At 71.1% G+C, this 17,073-nt stretch carries 15 protein-coding genes; 4 read left to right on the top strand and 11 right to left on the bottom strand.

What is annotated here, in order from left to right; genetic code table 11:
• Positions 1 to 54 precede the first annotated feature (54 nt).
• A complete protein-coding gene (locus ACWGIH_RS30105) occupies positions 55 to 798 on the top strand; it encodes a metallophosphoesterase (RefSeq protein WP_453449891.1) in 744 nt (247 codons plus the stop codon).
• 136 nt (positions 799 to 934) lie between these two features.
• Here ACWGIH_RS30105 and ACWGIH_RS30100 read toward each other — a convergent pair whose 3' ends face one another.
• The 6 genes from ACWGIH_RS30100 to ACWGIH_RS30075 form a co-directional block, all read right to left on the bottom strand.
• Positions 935 to 1,123 carry an antitoxin gene (locus ACWGIH_RS30100; RefSeq protein ID WP_453449890.1) on the bottom strand — a complete coding sequence of 63 codons (189 nt, stop codon included), beginning with the start codon at positions 1,121 to 1,123 and terminating at the stop codon, positions 935 to 937.
• Between the two features lie 88 nt (positions 1,124 to 1,211).
• On the bottom strand, positions 1,212 to 2,252 hold the full coding sequence (locus ACWGIH_RS30095) for a LacI family DNA-binding transcriptional regulator (RefSeq protein ID WP_453449889.1): 1,041 nt from the start codon (positions 2,250 to 2,252) through the stop codon (positions 1,212 to 1,214).
• A 99-nt stretch (positions 2,253 to 2,351) separates the two neighbouring features.
• On the bottom strand, positions 2,352 to 4,784 hold the full coding sequence (locus ACWGIH_RS30090) for a glycoside hydrolase family 3 C-terminal domain-containing protein (RefSeq protein WP_453449888.1): 2,433 nt from the start codon (positions 4,782 to 4,784) through the stop codon (positions 2,352 to 2,354).
• Between the two features lie 70 nt (positions 4,785 to 4,854).
• Complete coding sequence (locus ACWGIH_RS30085; RefSeq protein WP_453449887.1) at positions 4,855 to 6,609, bottom strand: discoidin domain-containing protein; 1,755 nt, start codon at positions 6,607 to 6,609, stop codon at positions 4,855 to 4,857.
• Positions 6,610 to 6,741: 132 nt separating this feature from the next.
• The gene (locus ACWGIH_RS30080) at positions 6,742 to 7,830 is read right to left on the bottom strand and encodes a DUF1996 domain-containing protein (protein ID WP_453449886.1); all 1,089 of its coding nucleotides are present in this window, start codon (positions 7,828 to 7,830) and stop codon (positions 6,742 to 6,744) included.
• 562 nt (positions 7,831 to 8,392) lie between these two features.
• On the bottom strand, positions 8,393 to 8,623 hold the full coding sequence (locus tag ACWGIH_RS30075) for a hypothetical protein (RefSeq protein WP_453449885.1): 231 nt from the start codon (positions 8,621 to 8,623) through the stop codon (positions 8,393 to 8,395).
• A gap of 114 nt (positions 8,624 to 8,737) precedes the next feature.
• On the opposite strand from ACWGIH_RS30075, the gene ACWGIH_RS30070 reads away from it, so the two are divergent.
• Positions 8,738 to 9,757 (top strand): YdcF family protein, encoded by a 1,020-nt coding sequence (locus tag ACWGIH_RS30070; RefSeq protein WP_453449884.1) that lies wholly within the window; start codon positions 8,738 to 8,740, stop codon positions 9,755 to 9,757.
• Positions 9,758 to 9,817: 60 nt separating this feature from the next.
• On the opposite strand, the gene ACWGIH_RS30065 is transcribed toward ACWGIH_RS30070, so the two are convergent.
• Positions 9,818 to 10,630 (bottom strand): LysR substrate-binding domain-containing protein, encoded by an 813-nt coding sequence (locus tag ACWGIH_RS30065; protein WP_453449883.1) that lies wholly within the window; start codon positions 10,628 to 10,630, stop codon positions 9,818 to 9,820.
• 58 nt (positions 10,631 to 10,688) lie between these two features.
• On the opposite strand from ACWGIH_RS30065, the gene ACWGIH_RS30060 reads away from it, so the two are divergent.
• Entirely contained in the window at positions 10,689 to 11,087 is a 399-nt protein-coding gene (locus ACWGIH_RS30060) for a DUF5997 family protein (protein ID WP_453449882.1), read from the top strand.
• A 138-nt stretch (positions 11,088 to 11,225) separates the two neighbouring features.
• Positions 11,226 to 11,981, top strand: a complete 756-nt coding sequence (locus ACWGIH_RS30055; protein WP_453449910.1) for a YqjF family protein — start codon at positions 11,226 to 11,228, stop codon at positions 11,979 to 11,981.
• 124 nt (positions 11,982 to 12,105) lie between these two features.
• Here the strand turns inward: ACWGIH_RS30055 and ACWGIH_RS30050 are convergent, their stop codons facing one another.
• From ACWGIH_RS30050 to ACWGIH_RS30035, 4 genes are read right to left on the bottom strand one after another with little or no spacing between them, the layout of a single operon-like run.
• Positions 12,106 to 13,263, bottom strand: coding sequence for an XdhC family protein (locus ACWGIH_RS30050; RefSeq protein ID WP_453449881.1), 1,158 nt, complete (start codon positions 13,261 to 13,263; stop codon positions 12,106 to 12,108).
• A complete protein-coding gene (locus ACWGIH_RS30045; RefSeq protein ID WP_453449880.1) occupies positions 13,256 to 15,391 on the bottom strand; it encodes a xanthine dehydrogenase family protein molybdopterin-binding subunit in 2,136 nt (711 codons plus the stop codon). Before ACWGIH_RS30045 ends, ACWGIH_RS30050 begins: the two co-directional genes overlap by 8 nt.
• A complete protein-coding gene (locus ACWGIH_RS30040; protein ID WP_453449879.1) occupies positions 15,388 to 16,380 on the bottom strand; it encodes an FAD binding domain-containing protein in 993 nt (330 codons plus the stop codon). The genes ACWGIH_RS30045 and ACWGIH_RS30040 overlap by 4 nt, the downstream gene beginning before the upstream one ends.
• Positions 16,377 to 16,931: a 2Fe-2S iron-sulfur cluster-binding protein gene (locus tag ACWGIH_RS30035; protein ID WP_453449878.1), complete on the bottom strand. Its 555-nt coding sequence runs from the start codon at positions 16,929 to 16,931 to the stop codon at positions 16,377 to 16,379. The genes ACWGIH_RS30040 and ACWGIH_RS30035 overlap by 4 nt, the downstream gene beginning before the upstream one ends.
• Between the last annotated feature and the right edge of the window lie 142 nt (positions 16,932 to 17,073).

Below are 17,073 nucleotides of genomic sequence, written 5' to 3'. Positions count from 1 at the left end.
ACTGTCCCTAACGCTTGATTCATATTTCCCGTTAGGCATGGAGGAGACCGCGCGATGACAGCGTTGCTTGCCCACATCAGCGACCTGCACCTGGACGGCACCGAAAGGGCCACCCGGCGCGCCACGCACGTCATGGACTACCTGCGCGCCCTGCCCCGCCCCGTCGACGCCCTCCTGGTGACCGGCGACATCGCCGACCACGGCGACGAGGCCGAATACGAGGAAGCAGCCCAGATCCTGGCCGCCCCCTTCCCCGTCCTCACCTGCCCCGGCAATCACGACGCGCGCCCCGCCTACCGCAAGGCGCTGCTCGGCCTGGCGCCCGACGACGGCCCCGTCAACCAGATCCACCACATCGCCGGCACAGCCGTCCTGATGTGCGACTCCACCATTCCCGGCCGCGACGAGGGGCTCCTCGACGGGGAGACACTCACCTGGATCGACGCCACTCTCGCCGCACTCCCCCACGACACCCCGGCGCTGCTCGCCTTCCACCAACCGCCGGTCACGCTCCACCACCCCCTGCCCGACGCCCACTGCCTGCGAAAGCCGGGACAACTGGCCGCACTGCTCGAAGCCCACCCCCACGTGGCCGCCGTCCTCACCGGCCACGCCCACACCGCCGCCGCCAGCACCTTCGCCGCGCGCCCGCTGATCGTCGGGCCCGCCATCACCTGGACTCTGCGCCTGCCCTGGGAAGGCGAGAACCCCGCGGACCGCGAACAGCCCCCTGGCCTCGCCTTTCACGTCCTCGACGACGACCGCAGGCTGACCACCCACTACCGCGTGCTGCCGTGAACCGCCCTGGCCGCCGACGCGTGCGGACAGCCGAGTGCCCCGCCCCCCGCATCACGGGGGCGGGGCGGCAGCGCTGCAGCCACAGCGCGGATGGAAGTACCCAGGCTATCGACGGGCACTGACAACCGCGGGCCGCCTACGACTGTGGGGGCTGGCCCTGGTCCCGGCCAAGCTGGTCCCTGAGCTTGTCCTGGGCGGTGTCGACCTGGCCGGAGTACTTGCCCTGGGTCTTCTCGTCGACGAAATCACCCGCCTTGTCGACTCCCTTCCCGGCCTGGTCCTCGTGCCCCTTGAGCATCTGCTTGAGCTTGTCCATGACTGACATGGGCAGCCGCCTCTCTGTGTCGCCCCCACAACCAGGCTCACACCGCGCGGCATGATCCGCATCCGGTGGCTCCGCGGGCCCCCGCCCGCTAGGCGGACTCCCGCACCACGAGTTCCGGCTCGAAGATCACCGAGGTGGGATCGGTCCGTACGCCCTCGATCTGTTCCTGCAGCAGTCGCGCCATCTCCGCACCCATCTCCTCGACGGGCTGCCGCACCGTGGTCAGCGTCGGCGTGCAGGTGACCGCCACGCTGGAGTCGTCGAAGCCGACCACCGCCACGTCCTGGGGTGCCTGCCTTCCCTGCTCCCGCAGGACCTGGCACACCCCCTGAGCCATCAGGTCGTTCGCCGCGAACACGCCGTCGATGTCCGGGTGCTCGGCCAGCAGGCGGCGCATCGCCCTGGCCCCGCTCTCCAGGGTGAAACCGCCCTCGACGACGGGGACGTACGGCTGTCCGCCCCGCTCCATGCCGTCCTGGAACCCGGCGAGCCGTTCACGGCCCGCCGGGATGTCCAGCGGGCCCGAGACCGTCGCCACCCGTCGGCAGCCGCGGCCAAGGAGATGCTCGGCGGCCAGCCTCGCCCCGTCCCGGTGCGCGAAGTCGACGAACGTGACGCGGGCCCGCAGCGAGGGGCGCGCGAAGAACACCGCGGGCAGCCCGGCTTCGGCGAGCAGCCCCGGCAGCGGGTCCTTGGCGTGTGTCGAGACGACCAGGGCACCGTCCGCGTTGCCCTGGCGCAGGTAGGTCAGAACCTGCTGCCGGGATTCCTCCGTCTCCGCGAACATCAACACCGGATGCATGGCGCGCGGGCGCAGGAACCCCACCACACCGCTGACGGCGCGGCCGAAGAAGGGGTCGGCGAACACCCGCGCGGCGAACGCGTTCTGCGCCGTGTCGGTCTGGTCTCCGGCACCCGAGACGACCAGGGCGATGGTGCCCGCGCGCTGGGTCACCAGGGAGCGCGCGGCCCGGTTGGGTGCGTAGCCCGTACGCTCGATGGCCGCTTGGACCACGTCCTGAATCGCGGGGGCGACATTGCGCACGCCGTTGACCACCCGGGAGACGGTGGCGCGGGAGACCCCCGCTTCGCGCGCCACGTCCTCCAGCGTCGGCATCTGTCTGTCCATCCGGGAACACTAACGCCCCTGACATCGGACGTCATAGAGCGCTCTCCCGCACCCGCTCGCCGACAACGGCAGTGGATGCACCGGCGCGCCGGAGCCGCTCTACCCGCGCACCGTCGCCGTCAGAGGCAGCTCTCCGGCGCTGCGGCCCGCAAGGACCTGCCAGGCACCCGCCTCGGTCCGCCACCGGTGCTCTTCCGCGTCCCAGTGGCGCAGCATCCTGGCCGGTACCTCCACCGACGCCGTCACCGTCTCCCCCGGCTCCGCCCGGACCGCCGTGAAACCCGCGAGCCAGCGGACGGGGCGCTCCACCGCGGAGTCCGGCCGCGCGAGGTAGACCTGCACCACCTCGCGCCCCGGGCGCGCACCGGTGTTCCGCACCCGCACCTCGACGGACAGGGCTGCTCCCCCGCCCTGTCGCTCTTGCGTCCGCACGGCCCGAAGGCGGTCGTAGCTCCACGTCGTGTAGCCCAGACCGTGTCCGAACCAGTAGGCAGGTTCGCGGCCCGACCGAAGCCAGGCCCGGTAGCCGATGTGCAGGCCTTCCGCGTAGGCGAGCGTGCCGTGTCGTGGCCGGGTCTCGCGGACGGGCGCGTCCGCCAGCGTGGCCCCCCAGGTGGTGGGCAGGCGTCCGCCCGGCTCCGCCTGCCCGAAGAGGACGTCCGCGAGCCCGGACCCCGCTTCCTGTCCGGGGAACCACGACAGGAGCACCGCCCCGGCCTGTTCCCGCCAGGGCAGCTCCACGGGGCCGCCCGAGTTGACCACGACCACGGTGCGCGGATTCACGGCGGTGATCGCCGCGACCAGTTCGTCCTGACGGCCGGGCAGGGTGAGCGAGGTGCGGTCGTGGCCCTCCGATTCGCTGCCCTCGGTGGTGCCGACGACGACCACGGCGACATCCGCGGTCCGCGCGGCCTCCACGGCCTCCGACAGCGCCTGTTCGGGATCCGGTTCGGGCTCGGCGGCCGTCACGACGACGGCGCGGCCGGTGTCCGGAGCCAGTTCCCTGCGGGCCACGACATGCGCGCGATGACCCGCGGGGAGCCATACCGAGGCGTGCCGGCGTGGAGGGTCGAGATGAATGACCGCGGGGTCCTCGGTGTCCCGCGGGAACTCGCCTTCCACCAGGTCCTGTCCGTCCACCGCGAGACTCATCCGGCCGTAGCCGCCCACGCCGAACGTCCACTTGCCCTCATCGCCCGTGCGCACCAGCGCGCTGACCTCCACGGTGTGGGCCTCCGGCGCGAGAGGAGGCTCCAACTGCCGCCCGGAAAGGCGGTGTTCCGAGGACAACGCACGCCCGTCCGCCGTCAGCACCCGCAGCAGTACGCCGGGTTCACCGGTGAGGGGGTTCTCGCACCGCGAGGCGTCAAGCGGCCTGGGCTGCCCGCCCAGGTCCGGCCCGGGCGCGTACAGGACCCGGGCCCGCCCCCGCAGCCGGGCCCGGATCCCGGCCAAGGGTGTGACGACATCCGCCGGGAAGACTCCGGCACTGCCTTCTCCTTGGAGCCGAGGTGCCGAGGCGTGCCGGCCGACGACCGCCACGCTGCGCAGGGAGGACGCCTCCAGGGGCAGGACGTCCTCGTTGCGCAGGAGTACGGTGCCGGCCGCAACGGCCCGGCGCAGCAGACGGCGAGCGGTGCCGCCGGGCCAGGCGCGCGGCGGCAACCGCCGGCCGCCGCCCAGCGCGCCGACGCGATCGGCCAGGGTGAGCAGGCGCAGCACCTTGTCGTCGATCGCCTGCTCACGGACGCTGCCGCCGCGGACCGCCGCAACCAGAGCCGCGCCCCACGGACCTTCCGGACCGGGCATCGCGAGGTCTTGGCCCGCCGCCGCGCTCTGTTCCGTCAGACGCACGGCGCCCCAGTCGGAGACGACGGCCCCGTCGAATCCCCACTCTCCTTTCAGCGGTTCGGCCAACAGTCCGTTCGCGGTCATCGTCGTGCCGTTCACGCCGTTGTAGGCACTCATGACAAGCCAGACGCCCGCTCGGACGGCCGCTTCGAACGGGGCCAGATACACCTCGCGCAACGTCCGCTCGTCCACCCGCACGTCCAGGGTGAGCCGCTCGGTCTCCGAGTCGTTCGCCACGTAGTGCTTGGCGGTCGCGGCCACCCCGTGCGCCTGGATGCCGCGGACCAGGGCGGCCCCGGTCCGCGCGGCCAGCTCCGGGTCTTCGGCGAGGCACTCGAAGTGGCGCCCGCCCAGCGGCGTGCGATGCAGGTTCAAGGTGGGCGCCAGGACAGCGTGCACCCCCTTGCGCAACGCCTCGAAGGCGAGCAGTTCACCGAGTTCCCCGGCCAGACGCTCGTCCCACAGCGCACCCAGCGCGGAGGCGGAGGGAAGGAGCAGCGACGGGCGGCGCTCGTCCCACTCCTCCCCCCGCACTCCGGCGGGACCGTCCGAGAAGACCATCTCCCGCAGCCCCACGGCAGGTTCGGCCCGAGTGCGCCAGACGGTGGCTCCGGTCAGCAGCCCCACCTTGCGCTCCAGGTCCAGCCTGCCCACGAGCCGCAGCAGTTCGTCGCGTGTCATTCCTTGCTCCTCCTGCCCCCGACGGGGAAGCGGCGCCGACGTCGGATCAGTCCCGGATCAGCCGGTCACCTCACTTGTAGACGCCGAACTCGTAGAGCGAGTAGCCGTATCCGGTGCCTCGCTCCGTGCCGTTGATCCGCACGTAACGGCCCGAAGCGTTCACGTCGAAGTCGTCGACACCGCCGTTGCCGCCACGCACCTCGTGCACGGTCCGCCAGTTCTGCCCGTCGTCCGAGGTCTGGACCGTGTACGTCTTCGCGTACGAGGTCTCCCAGTTGAGCTGGATGTGCTTGAAGGAGGTCGTGGAGCCCAGGTCGACCTGGAGCCACTGAGGATCACTCCAGTCGCTGGCCCACCGCGTGCTCTGCTTGCCGTCGACCGCGTTGGCCGCGGTGCACGGGCAGTCGCCACTGCCCGGCTGGAAGGACGAGGCGGTCGCGGGCTTGCCCTGGGCGATGTTCGTGCCGTCGACCGGCGGCACCACCACGCGCACGGACCGTGTCTCGATGCCGACGTTGCCCTTGCCGTCGCTGACCTTGACGTAGATCTTCCAGACGCCCGGCTTGTCCGGGGCCGTGACCTTCAGGCGGCCCGAGCCCTGGTCGGTGACGGCCAGCGGGGTGAGCTCCTTGCTCTTGTCCACGTACATGCTGTTGGCGAGCACTTCGTAGGAGAGCGCGTCGCCGTCGGGGTCGCTGACCTTCGTCGTGAGCGTGAGCGGACTGCCCGCGGGAACCTTGCCCGCGTCACCGTCGACGGTCAGATCGGAGATGACCGGCGGGGTGTTGTCACCGGCCGTGCTGCCCTTGTAGGCCTTCTTCACGGCGTAGTAGGAGAGTCTCTTCTGGCCCGCGGGAAGCAGGTTGAACCACACGCCGCCGAAGTCGTACTCCGTGCCGTAGTGGAACATGGTGGCGCCGAGCGCGACGCCCCGGTGACCGGTGACGCAGTCCCAGGCCTTGGTGTAACCGGCGGCCTTCGCCCGGTCGGTGGGCTCCTCGGGAGCCCCGTTGGCGTCGTCGGGGACCTCCCACTCACCGGCGGGCCCCGTCTCGGTGACTATGTAGGGCTTGTCGTAACCGCCCTGCTCCCAGTCCGACTTGACGTCACACGTGGCGTCGTAGGCGTTGACGGCGTACAGGTCGAGCTCGGGAGTGTTCTTCTTGTAGTACGGCCAGGCCCCGGTCCAGGCATCGGTGGACGTGACGGGGTGGTTGGGGTCGACCGCGTGGATCTTCTTGGCGACGTCGTTGACGAACGTGGTGTACGCGTTGCGCTGCTTCTCCAGTTCATCCCCGGCGTAACAGTTCTGCAGGCCGAGCACCGACTCGTTGCCCACGTTCCACATCAGGACGCCGGGGTGGTCCTTGTAGGTGCCCACCCACTTGGGGAACTCCTCGAGCATCTGGTTCTTGTACGCGGTGTCCGTCAGGTAGTTGACGCAGCCGCCGCTTCCCGGGCCACCGCCGGGCTGCAGCCAGAAGCCCGCGACGACCTTGACGCCATGGGCGGCAGCGGAGTCGAACAGCTGCTTGCTGGAGGCGTCGGTGCCCCAGGTCCGGATGGTGTTGACGCCCATGGACCGCAGATCAGGCATGTACTTGTCGGCGTCAGCGACGGAAGGGCCCCAGGTCAAGCCCTTGACCTGGTAGGGCGAGCCGTCGACGGTGAGCTGCCAGTTGCCTTGCGAACCGGTCACCTTCACGACGCTGCCGGCCGCGTGCGCCTGCTGGGCGGGGAGCGCGAGCGCGCCGGTCACGAGCAGGCCCGCGGTGGCGGGGGCGACGAGGCCGCGGAAGGAGCGAGCGGTACCAGGTCTGCGCATGGGGGTCTCCTGGGCGAGGGGGCGGGGAGGATGCGGAATGGGGTGCGGAGGGAGTGGGTGGGCGCGGGGTGGGTGCGGGGTGGGGCGGCAGCTGCGAAGGGCGGAAGGGAGTCCGCCCTTCGCAGGCCGAGGTCACGGCAGCTCGTAGTTCTCGTCGAGTGCCGCGCCCGCTTCGGGGTGGGTCTGGTCATAGCCGCGCGGGTCGCACTGCAGACCGCCGACGATGCAGTGGTCCACCAGCGCCTTCAGCGTCGCGTCGTCCCATGCGCTGAAGAAGTCGTAGTGGAAGGAGTGGCCGGTCCCACTCGCCAGGCGGACCTTCGACATGTCCCCGTTGACGGGGAACGCCATCTTGAACTCGATCATCGGCAGGGCGACGGGGTGGCTCGTCGGGCAGACGTTGTCATTGGTGCCGTCCTTGACCACCGGGTAGGACATGTGGCTCTGGTGGTCGGGGGCGTCCATTGTCCTGCCGTCCCAGCAACTGGGCGCCTGGAAGCGGATGTTGAGCTGGGTGTCGCGCGTCGTGGGGCAGTCCTTGGGGAAGTCGACGTTGAAGTAGCTGGTCCCGCACTCCCATCCTTCGACGAAGCCGGGGTGGTCGCGGAACTCCTGCGCGGACTGCATCGGATTGCCGACGACGAACCGCAGCCCCTTGGGGAACGGCCGCACACTCGTGTAGTCGGTGACCCCGGCCTTGTAGTAGATCGTCTGGTCCCCTACGGGCCGCACCTCCTTGCCGTCGTTGTACAGCGTGGGCATCCAGTACGCCGACCGGTCGCCGGGGGCCAGGCACTTGGTGGAACCGGCGTCCAGGGACCCCGTGGTGCTGTGCGCGTTCGTCGTGGTGTTCCCCATGAACGTGTGGTCGTGCGACTTGCCGGGCTGCCCGGGATAGACGATGGGGTCGTCGGGGGCGGTGTGGGTCACCGAACAGTGCGCCTGGAACTCATGGAAGTAGCGGTGCGGCGGCTGTGCCGCCGACGGCTCGGCGCCGGTCACGGGCTGTTTCGCGGGGATGTACCCGTCCGCGTCGGCATCCTCCGCCGACATGCGGGTGGAGGCGGCCATCGTGTGGCCCGCGTGCGATGCCGCGGCCTTCGACGTCCGGGACTCGGACGCGTGGTCGGCGCTCACCGCGATGCCGCCGATGCCTAGTGAGCTCAGTATCAGGGCGCCCGCGATCAGCGCTCCCGAGATCGTTCTCGATCTCCGTGCCATGGAGACCTCCTGCCACGTGGAGAGGGATGTGGGGACCGGCGCCTGCCGGGAGCCGTGGCCGTGCGCTCCCGATGCCGGGACGGCGCGCTCTGACCGCGAACAGGGCGGGAGAGCGCTCTCCCGGAGTGTTCCCACCGTGACGCGAGCGTGTCAAGAGATGGGGAACCCCTGTGAGCCCGCAACTCCGTTTCGACGGCGGGCATTTGCCGCACGAAGCCGCCCGCTCGCGCGGTCGCGTTGAGCTGCTGGGGGTAACTTCCGCCTGTTCAAAGGGCGTTGAAGCCCCTGACATCCTTCGGCTACAGCCGCCTCGGACTCGACGCGCCGCCTTTCGGCGGAAGTCGACGAGTGGGTGCGCGAGCGTTGACGTGTCATTCAGGGGCGGGGAGGATGGCGCTCGGGAGAGCGCTCTACCGTTGCCCGTGCAGAAACTGCGAGTCGACCTCTAATTGCTTCACATGGTCGGCACCGTTGTGCTTCACGTGGCCGGCACCGTGTGCTGCACGTTCCAGTCCTCGGCGGGGCCGGGACGCGTACGTCCCGGCCCCGCGGTTGTCGTGCTTCAGAGCCCCTGGGTGCTGGAGATGTCCGGGGCGACCACACCGACACCGGCGCCGGGCGTCGGAGGTGCGGCCACGTCCCGCTGACCGGCGTCACCGGCGACGTCCAGAGCGCCCGCGGGGTGGACGGGCTCCCGCACGTCCGCGGTGTCCGCTCCCTGGGGCGGGCTGATCGCGGCGATGACAGCCCCGGCGGCGAGAGAGGCAACGGCCAGTACGCTTCGCTTCTTCATACCGGGGTCAACTCCCCTACGCTCATAAGGGCACGGCCTGGCCCCCGAGATCACTACAGCGGACGTTCACGGTTCCGGTGCAGGACACGGGTTGACGGAGCCTACGCTGTGCGGATGTTGCTCTACGCCCCCGCGGCACTCCTCTTCCTCGTCTTCTGCGTGCGCGTGGTGCGCGAGCGCAGGAAGTTCAGCAATGCCGTGATCCTGGGGCTCGCCGCGCTCTGCGCACTGGCGGCCTGGCTGTTCCAACTGGTCAGGTCCGGCTCGGCATCGGGTCAGGCCGTGGCGTGGGCGCTGGTGGTCCTCGGCGCCCTGAGCATCCTCGTGCTGACGTGCTTCCTGTTCTCCAACGGCCTGCAGATGGTGCGCAAGGAAGGCAGGAGTCCGACCAACCTGCTGTCGCTGGTGGCGGCGTTGGCGATCCTGGCGGTGGTGGCGCTGGTGGTCATGGCCGTGGTCGTTCGGACGCCGGTGTGGGTCGGGGTGGGGACGGCGGCCGGTGGCCTTGCCGCCTATCTCGCGTTCCTGTTCCTCTGCTTCGTCTGTTACGCGTTCCTCTACGGGCGGCTGCGGGTGCACCGCAAGGCCGACTTCGTGGTCGTACTCGGCTCGGGGCTCGTCGGTGGGTCCACCGTGCCGCCCCTGCTGGCCAGTCGCCTCAGGCGGGCGCAGTCGGTTCACGCGCGCCTGGCGGAGCGGGGCGATGCGCCGGTGCTCATCACGTCGGGGGGCCAGGGGCCGGACGAGGATCTGCCGGAGTCCCACGCGATGGCCGACGATCTGATCGCCCACGGGTTTCCCGCCGCCCTCATCGAGCGGGAGGACCGCTCGACCACGACCGACGAGAATCTGCGGTTCAGCAAGGCGATCATGGAGCAGGCGAAGCCGGACTACCGGTGCGTCGTCGTCACGAACAATTACCACGCCTTCCGTGCCGCGCTGACCGCCCGGCGGACCGGGATCAAGGGCCAGGTGGTGGGCTCGCACACCGCCGCGTACTTCTGGCCCACCGCGACGATCCGTGAGTTCGCCGCTGTCCTGGTCGCCTACAAGCGGACCAACGCGGCGGTCTGTCTGCTGTTCGTACTCGGCGGGGTGCTCGCCTGGTGGGCGCAGCGGAACGGCTCCGGGTGACCCCCGGCCGCGCGGCCCGCGAAGGCGGAGCCCTCCGGCCACGAGCGGGGCAGAAGGACCCTAGGAGCGACGGCGGGGCTTGCCCCGCTTGGCGCCCTTCGGTGCGCCGGCGGAACCGCCGCGTGCGTTCTTGCCCGACTTTCCGGTGGGCTTGCCCGTCTTCGCGGCGGGCTTGCCCGCCGACGGCTTACGACGGGCGGCGCCCTTGTCGGGGCTCTTGCGCTGCGACTGGACCGCCGCCGATCCGGCCGCGGGGGCCTGGGAGCGGCCACGGGAGCTGTTGACGGTGCGGCCCCGCACGATCCCGATGAAGTTCTCCACCAGGTCCGTCGTCGCGTCCTCGGGCCAGGACAGCGCCACCCGCGACTCGGGGGCTTCCGTGAGCGGCCGGTAGGTGAGGTCCTTGCGGTGGTGCAGACGGGCGAGCGACTGGGGGACGACGAGGACGCCGATGCCCGCCGCCACCAGCTCGATGGCGTCCGCCGTCGTCTCGGGTCGCTCGTTCGCCGGCTGTCCGGGCAGGTTCTCCCACGGGAGGGTGTCGTCGAGGGGGTGCAGGACGATCTCGTCCGCCAGGTCCTCGGCGGTCACTTCGTCGACCGCCGCGATCACGTGGTCCTTGGGGATCACCACGACCGTCGTCTCGGTGTAGAGGGGGATCGCACTGAGGTCCGTACGGTCGACGGGGAGCCGTACGAAACCGGCGTCGGCGCCGCCGCCGCGCAGGAGCTCGAAAGCCTCGCCCGGGTCCACCGCCACGAGGGTCAGGGGCACGTCGGGCAGCCGCTCGTTCCAGATCCGCACCCACTTGGTGGGTGTCACCCCCGGGACGTACGCGAGCCTGAAAGAAGGGGTTACCTGCGAGTCCGTCACTCCGCCAGGTTACCGGTCGTGGTCGGCGGTAGCTCACACGCTCGATACCCTGGGGAGCATGACGTCGCACCAGACCACCCAGACCATGAAGCCCGCGACCGCGGCGAAGAAACTGGGTGTGTACCTCGAGGCCACCCCCGCCGAGTTCCAGGAGGGTGTCGTCTCGCGCACCGAGCTGAACGCCCTGCAGACCGAGCCGCCCGAGTGGCTCCAGGAGCTGCGGCGCAACGGACCGCACCCCCGGCCGGTCGTCGCGTCGAAGCTCGGTGTGTCCATCGCCGGTCTCGCGCGTGGCGGGGTCACGGAGGCCCTCACCACGGAGCAGATCGAAGCGATCAAGACCGACAACCCGGAGTGGCTGCAGAAGGAGCGCGCCACCCAGGCCGAGGTCCGCAAGGAGACGGTACGCATCAAGGAGAAGAACGCCGCGGAGCAGGAGCGTCGGTCGGGTTCCTGAGCTCGGCCAAACTTTGAGCCCCCGGACACTGACCCGGTCAGCCGGGGGCTCAGCCATGCCGCGCGACACCCTGCCCTGATGTCCGCCCCCCATGGCGGGCGTCGCCGGGGCCCCTGCGATGCTGATGGCGTGGTCCTCATCCCCGCCGTGCCGGAACCGATAACCGCCGATCCGCCCGCCTCCGCGGAGAACCCGCTGCTCACGCAGTCGTGGCTGGACCTTGCCTTCGTGCACTGGGCCGTGGACCCCGCGGATGTCGCGCCGCTCCTGCCGGCCGGTACGGTTCCGGATCTCCACGACGGGGTGACCTACGTGGGCCTGGTCGCGTTCCGCATGCACCGGGTCGGCTGGTTCCGGCTGCCGGGCATCCCGTACCTGGGCACGTTTCCCGAGACCAACGTCCGCCTCTACTCGGTGGACGCCCATGGTCGCCGCGGCGTCGTCTTCCGTTCCCTCGACGCCTCTCGCCTGATTCCGGTGGCGGTCGCGCGCGGCGCCTTCCGGTTGCCGTACCAGTGGTCGCGGATGAGCATCCGGCACAGCGGCGACACCGTCACGTACACGAGTGCGCGGCGCTGGCCGGGGCCGCGGGGAGCGCACAGCCGTATCGCCGTCCGGGTGGGCGAGCGGGTCGATGAGCCCACCGATTTCGAGCACTTCCTGACGGCCCGCTGGGGCATGCACAACACGTTCTTCGGACGGCAGATGTTCCTGCCGAACGCGCACCCGCGGTGGCCGCTGCACCGGGCCGAACTGATCGAGTGCGACGAGGACCTGGTCGCGGCGGCGGGGCTGCCGCGGCCGGCCGGGGAGCCGGTGAGCGTGCTGTACTCGCCAGGTGTCCCGGTCCGTTTCGGGCGTCCCGCCCGGCCTGGCGGCATCCCGACTCCCTGAGGCGACGGAAGGGACAGCGTCAACGTGCCCGCAGGCTCGGCCGGTTCGGATCCACGCCTGCCTGAGAACCGGCAAGCGCCGTAGTCGGCTCGCGACTACGGCGCTTGACTGCTGCCGGGCATGGCTAGGCGGCGTGGGACCCTGTGGTTCCTTTGCGGCGGCCGGTGTCCGCGTCATGGTGGATCGGCGTGCCCGAGCCGGTCAGCGGAGCCCCTGTCCCGCCCCTGCGCGCCGCGATGATCTCGGCCGCGATGGACAGGGCGGTCTCCTCCGGGGTGCGAGCCCCGAGGTCGAGCCCGATCGGGGAGTGCAGGCGGGCCAACTCCTCGTCGCTGACGCCGACTTCACGCAGCCGTGTGTTGCGGTCCTCGTGGGTGCGGCGGGAGCCCATCGCGCCGACGAACGCGACCGGAAGCCGCAGGGCCACCTCCAGGAGCGGGATGTCGAACTTGGCGTCGTGGGTGAGGACGCACAAAACCGTGCGGCCGTCGGTCGCCGTGTCCCGGAGGTAGCGGTGCGGCCAGTCGATGACGATGTCGTCGGCCTCGGGGAAGCGGGCCTTCGTGGCGAAGACCGGGCGGGCGTCGCACACGGTCACGTGGTAACCGAGGAACTTGCCCGCGCGCACCAGGGCCGCCGCGAAGTCGATCGCACCGAAGACGATCATGCGGGGCGGGGGTACGCACGACTCGACGAACAGCGTCAGGGGTTCCCCGCAGCGCGATCCGCTCTCCGAGACGTCGAACTCGCCGGTACGGCCCGCGTCCAGCATCGCGCGGGTCTCCCCCACCACCGTACGGTCGAGGTCCGGGTGTTCGTCCAGGCCTCCTTCGTACGAGCCGTCGGGGTGCACGAGCACGACCCTGCCGAGGAGTTCGGCCGGGCCCCGGGCGACGCGGGCGATCGCAGCCGCATCGCCGCGGGCGGCGGCCGAGAGCGCCGCCTCGAAGACCTGCCTGCCCGGCGCGTCCGCGCCGAGCGGCGTGACCAGGACCTCGATCACGCCGCCGCAGGTCAGGCCGACCGCGAAGGCGTCCTCGTCGCTGTAGCCGAACCGCTCGCGCACGGTCGCGCCGTCCTGGAGGGCCTGGACGCACAGGTCGTACACCGCGCCCTCCACACAGCCGCCGGAGACCGAACCGATGACCGTGCCCTCGCTGTCGACGGCGAGCGCGGCGCCGGGTGGGCGCGGTGCGCTGCCGCCCACCGTCACGACGGTGGCGACGGCGAAGTCCCGGCCCTCCTGGACCCAGCGGTTCAGTGCTTCGGCGATGTCAAGCACCCGGAACTCCTCCCGCGTTCAGGACACGGTCGGGGCGGATGGGCAGTTGGCGGTGGCGTACGCCGGTCGCGTGCCAGACCGCGTTGGCGATGGCCGCGGCGGCCCCCACGATGCCGATCTCTCCGATGCCCTTGATACCGACCGGGTCGTCCGCGTCCGTGTCCTCCACCCAGTCCGCCTCGATGACCGGCACGTCGGCGTTGGCGGCGAAGTGGTAGCCCGCGAAGTCGGCGCCGACGTGGCCGCCCGTCGCCTGGTCGCGGTGGGCCTCCTCGTGCAGGGCCATGGACAGGCCCCAGGTCATGCCGCCGACGAACTGGCTGCGCGCGGTCAGCGGGTTGATGATCCGGCCCGCCGCGAAGATGCCGAGCATGCGCCGCACCCGCACCTCACCGGTGGTGACGTCGACGGCGACTTCGGCGAACTGCGCGCCGAAGGAGTGCCGTTCCTTCTGCGCGAGTGCTCCGACGGCCGTGCCGGTGTCGGACCGGACGGTGATTCCCTGCGGCGGGATGTCGCCGCCCAGGGCCAGTTGCTCCCGCAGGTCGGCCACCGCTGTCCTGACCGCCCAACCCCAGGAGCGGGTGCCCATCGAGCCGCCGGAGATCGCCGCCGGACCGAAGTCGCTGTCGCCTATGCGCACCCGGACACGGTCCTGGGGCACCTCGAGGGCTTCCGCGGCGATCAGGGTCAGCGCGGTGCGTGCCCCCGTGCCGACGTCCGCCGCGTTGATCCGCACCGTGAAGGTGCCGTCGGCCTCCGCCGTCGCGGCCGCGGTGGACGGCGCGACGATCACCGGGAAGGTGGCGGCGGCCGTGCCGGTGCCGAGCAGCCAGCGTCCTTCGCGCCGCAGGCCGGGACGCGGGTCCCGGTCCGCCCAGCCGAACCTGCGGGCCCCCTCCTGGAAGGCGGACAGCAGATTGCGGCTGGCGAAGGGCAGCCCGGAGACGGGGCCCACGTCCGGTTCGTTGCGGGCACGCAGCGCGATCGGGTCCACACCGCACCGCTCGGCGAGTTCGTCGAGCGCGGACTCCAGGGCGAACGAGCCCGGGGCCTCGCCGGGAGCGCGCATGTAGGTCGGCGTGGGCACGTCGAGGCGCACCACGCGGTTGACGCTGCGGTGGGCGTCGGCGGCGTACATCGGACGTCCGAAGCCGGCGCTCCCCTCGACGAACTCGTGGATCGTCGACGTGAGGCTGTGCGCCTGGTGGTCGACGGCGCGCAGCCGCCCGTCGGCGTCGGCGCCGAGCCTGACGCGCTGGGCGGTGGGGCTGCGGTAGCCGGTGAGCGTGAACAGCTGGCGACGGCTGAGGACGACCCGGACGGGGCGGTCAAGCAGCGTCGCCGCCATCACGGCGAGGATCTGGTGGACGCGTACGCCCTTGGATCCGAAGGCGCCGCCGATGTGCTCGGACCGCACCCGTACCGAGGCGGGGTCGAGCGAGAACAGTTTGGCCAGTTCGTCCGCGACCCAGGTGCTGCCCTGGTTGGAGTCGACGACTTCGAGGCGTCCGTTGTCCCAGCGTGCCATCGCCGCGTGCGGTTCCATCGAGCCGTGGTGCTCTTCGGGGGTGGTGTACTCCTCGTCCACGACGTGTGCGGACGCGGCGAGTTCGCCCTCCAGGTCGCCCTTCTCCATCAGATGGCCCTCGCCGTCCGGCGTGTACGTGCCGGGGTGCTCGGCGGAGAACGCGACGTCGTGCGGCTCCTCCTCGTAGCGCACCACCACCGCCTCGGCGGCCTCTCTGGCCTGCTCGGACGTCTCGGCGACGACGAGCGCCACCGGCCAGCCGACGAAGGGCACCCGGTCGTGCTGGAATACCTCCACGATCGGGTCGGGGGCGCCGAGCATGCCGACGTAGTCCCCGTCGACGCGCGGCGCGTTGCCGTGGTGCAGGACGGCCAGGACACCGGGCATCTCGCGTATGGGATCCGACTCGACCGACAGCACACGGCCGCGGGCGATGGTGGACAGCACCAGCCATCCGTGGGCGAGTTCGGCGAAGGGGATCTCTCCCGCGTAGCGGGCCGCGCCGGTGACCTTGTCCAGGCCCTCCACGCGGGTGTACGAAGCGCTGACGGCGCTCGACGCCCCAGTGGACGTGGTCGTCGTGGTCTGCGCCGTCATCGGGTCGCCTCCTCGGAGAGCTCGGTCAGCAGGGCGACGACGAGGTTGCGCATCAGCGTCACCTTGTAGCCGTTGTCGGGCAGCGTCCTGGCGGCGGCGAGTTCGGCGTCCGCGGCGGCGGCGAACGCCTCGGCCGTCGCGGGACCGCCGGTCAGGACCCGCTCGGCCTCCCGGGCGCGCCACGGCCGGGACGCCACCGCGCCGAAGGCCAGGCGCACTTCACGTACGACACCGTCCTGTACGTCGAGCGCCGCGGCGATCGAGCCGATGGCGAAGGCGTACGACGCGCGCTCGCGCACCTTGCGGTAGCGGGAGTGGGCGGCGACCGGGGCCGGCGGCAGGGTGATGCCGGTGATGAGGGCGCCGGAGGGCAGCGCGGTCTCCAGGTGCGGGGTGCTGCCGACGGACAGGTAGAAGTCGGCGAGCGGCAGTTCGCCGGTGCCCTCGGCCGTCTCGTACGAGATGACGGCGTCGAAGGCGGCGAGCGCCACGCCCATGTCGGAGGGGTGCACGGCCACGCAGTGTTCGGTGGCACCGAGGATGGCGTGGTTGTGGTGTTCGCCCTCGATGGCGGGGCAACCGGTGCCGGGCGCCCGTTTGTTGCAGGGTTTGGAGAGGTCGGCGAAGTACCCGCAGCGGGTGCGCTGAAGGAGGTTGCCGCCGACGGTGGCCATGTTGCGCAGCTGGCCCGAGGCTCCGGCCAGGACGGCTTCCGCCAACGCGGGGTAGCGGCGGCGGACTTCGGGGTGGGCGGCGAGATCGCTGTTGGTGACGGTCGCGCCGATCCGCAGCCCGTCGTCGTCCGTGGTCTCGATGCGGTCGAGGGGCAACTCGCGTACGTCGACGAGCAGTCCGGGCCGCTCCACGCCGGTCTTCATCAGGTCGACGAGGTTCGTGCCGCCGCCCAGGACGCGCGCGTCGGGGTCGGTGCCGAGCAGCGCGACCGTACCGGGGACGTCGAGCGCCCGCTGGTAGCCGAATTCCCTCATGCCACGGCCTCCGTACCCTTGGTCTCGGCGGCTGCCGCCTGCGCGACCGCCTGGACGATCGACACATACGCGCCGCAGCGGCACAGGTTGCCGCTCATGCGTTCCCTGATCTCGTCGGCGCTCAGCTCGGGAACGCCCGCTTCGGGCCGTACGTCCGTGGTCGCGGCGCTCGGCCAGCCCGCCGCGTGTTCCTCGATGACGGCGATGGCCGAACAGACCTGTCCCGGCGTGCAGTAGCCGCACTGGTAGCCGTCGAGGTCGAGGAAGGCCTGCTGCACCGGGTGCAGCTTGTCGCCGTCCGCCACGCCTTCGATGGTGGTGATCTCGCGCCCTTCGGAGGCGACGGCGAGTTGCAGGCAGGAGACGGCGCGGCGCCCGTCGATCAGCACCGTGCAGGCGCCGCACTGTCCTTGGTCGCAGCCCTTCTTGGTGCCGGTCAGATCGAGGCGCTCGCGCAGGGCGTCGAGCAGGGTGGTGCGGTGGTCGACGGGCAGCGTGTGCTTTTCGCCGTTGATGTTCAGCGTGATGGCGCTGGACGTCGTTGGGGCCACGATCAGCCTTCTTTCGCTTCTGTCAGCTTGCGTCAGCTTGCGTCAGCTTGTTCACGCAAGAGCGTGAGCGTCGTCGTGCGGGGGCTCCCGGCGGAGAGCCCGGGAGGAAGATGGCGCTGTGCGTCAAGGGGGGTCTGCTCGG

Source organism: Streptomyces sp. NPDC054872, assembly GCF_053610705.1.
Note: the sequence above shows the minus strand (reverse complement) of the source record. Positions and strands in the feature narration are given on the sequence as shown.

What these genes read in the sequence shown, in the direction of transcription:
- ACWGIH_RS30105 (WP_453449891.1), top strand. Translation starts at nt 55, where the DNA reads ATGACAGCGTTGCTTGCCCACATCAGCGACCTGCACCTGGACGGCACC.
- ACWGIH_RS30100 (WP_453449890.1), bottom strand. Translation starts at nt 1,123, where the DNA reads ATGTCAGTCATGGACAAGCTCAAGCAGATGCTCAAGGGGCACGAGGAC.
- ACWGIH_RS30095 (WP_453449889.1), bottom strand. Translation starts at nt 2,252, where the DNA reads ATGGACAGACAGATGCCGACGCTGGAGGACGTGGCGCGCGAAGCGGGG.
- ACWGIH_RS30090 (WP_453449888.1), bottom strand. Translation starts at nt 4,784, where the DNA reads ATGACACGCGACGAACTGCTGCGGCTCGTGGGCAGGCTGGACCTGGAG.
- ACWGIH_RS30085 (WP_453449887.1), bottom strand. Translation starts at nt 6,609, where the DNA reads ATGCGCAGACCTGGTACCGCTCGCTCCTTCCGCGGCCTCGTCGCCCCC.
- ACWGIH_RS30080 (WP_453449886.1), bottom strand. Translation starts at nt 7,830, where the DNA reads ATGGCACGGAGATCGAGAACGATCTCGGGAGCGCTGATCGCGGGCGCC.
- ACWGIH_RS30075 (WP_453449885.1), bottom strand. Translation starts at nt 8,623, where the DNA reads ATGAAGAAGCGAAGCGTACTGGCCGTTGCCTCTCTCGCCGCCGGGGCT.
- ACWGIH_RS30070 (WP_453449884.1), top strand. Translation starts at nt 8,738, where the DNA reads ATGTTGCTCTACGCCCCCGCGGCACTCCTCTTCCTCGTCTTCTGCGTG.
- ACWGIH_RS30060 (WP_453449882.1), top strand. Translation starts at nt 10,689, where the DNA reads ATGACGTCGCACCAGACCACCCAGACCATGAAGCCCGCGACCGCGGCG.
- ACWGIH_RS30045 (WP_453449880.1), bottom strand. Translation starts at nt 15,391, where the DNA reads ATGACGGCGCAGACCACGACGACCACGTCCACTGGGGCGTCGAGCGCC.
- ACWGIH_RS30040 (WP_453449879.1), bottom strand. Translation starts at nt 16,380, where the DNA reads ATGAGGGAATTCGGCTACCAGCGGGCGCTCGACGTCCCCGGTACGGTC.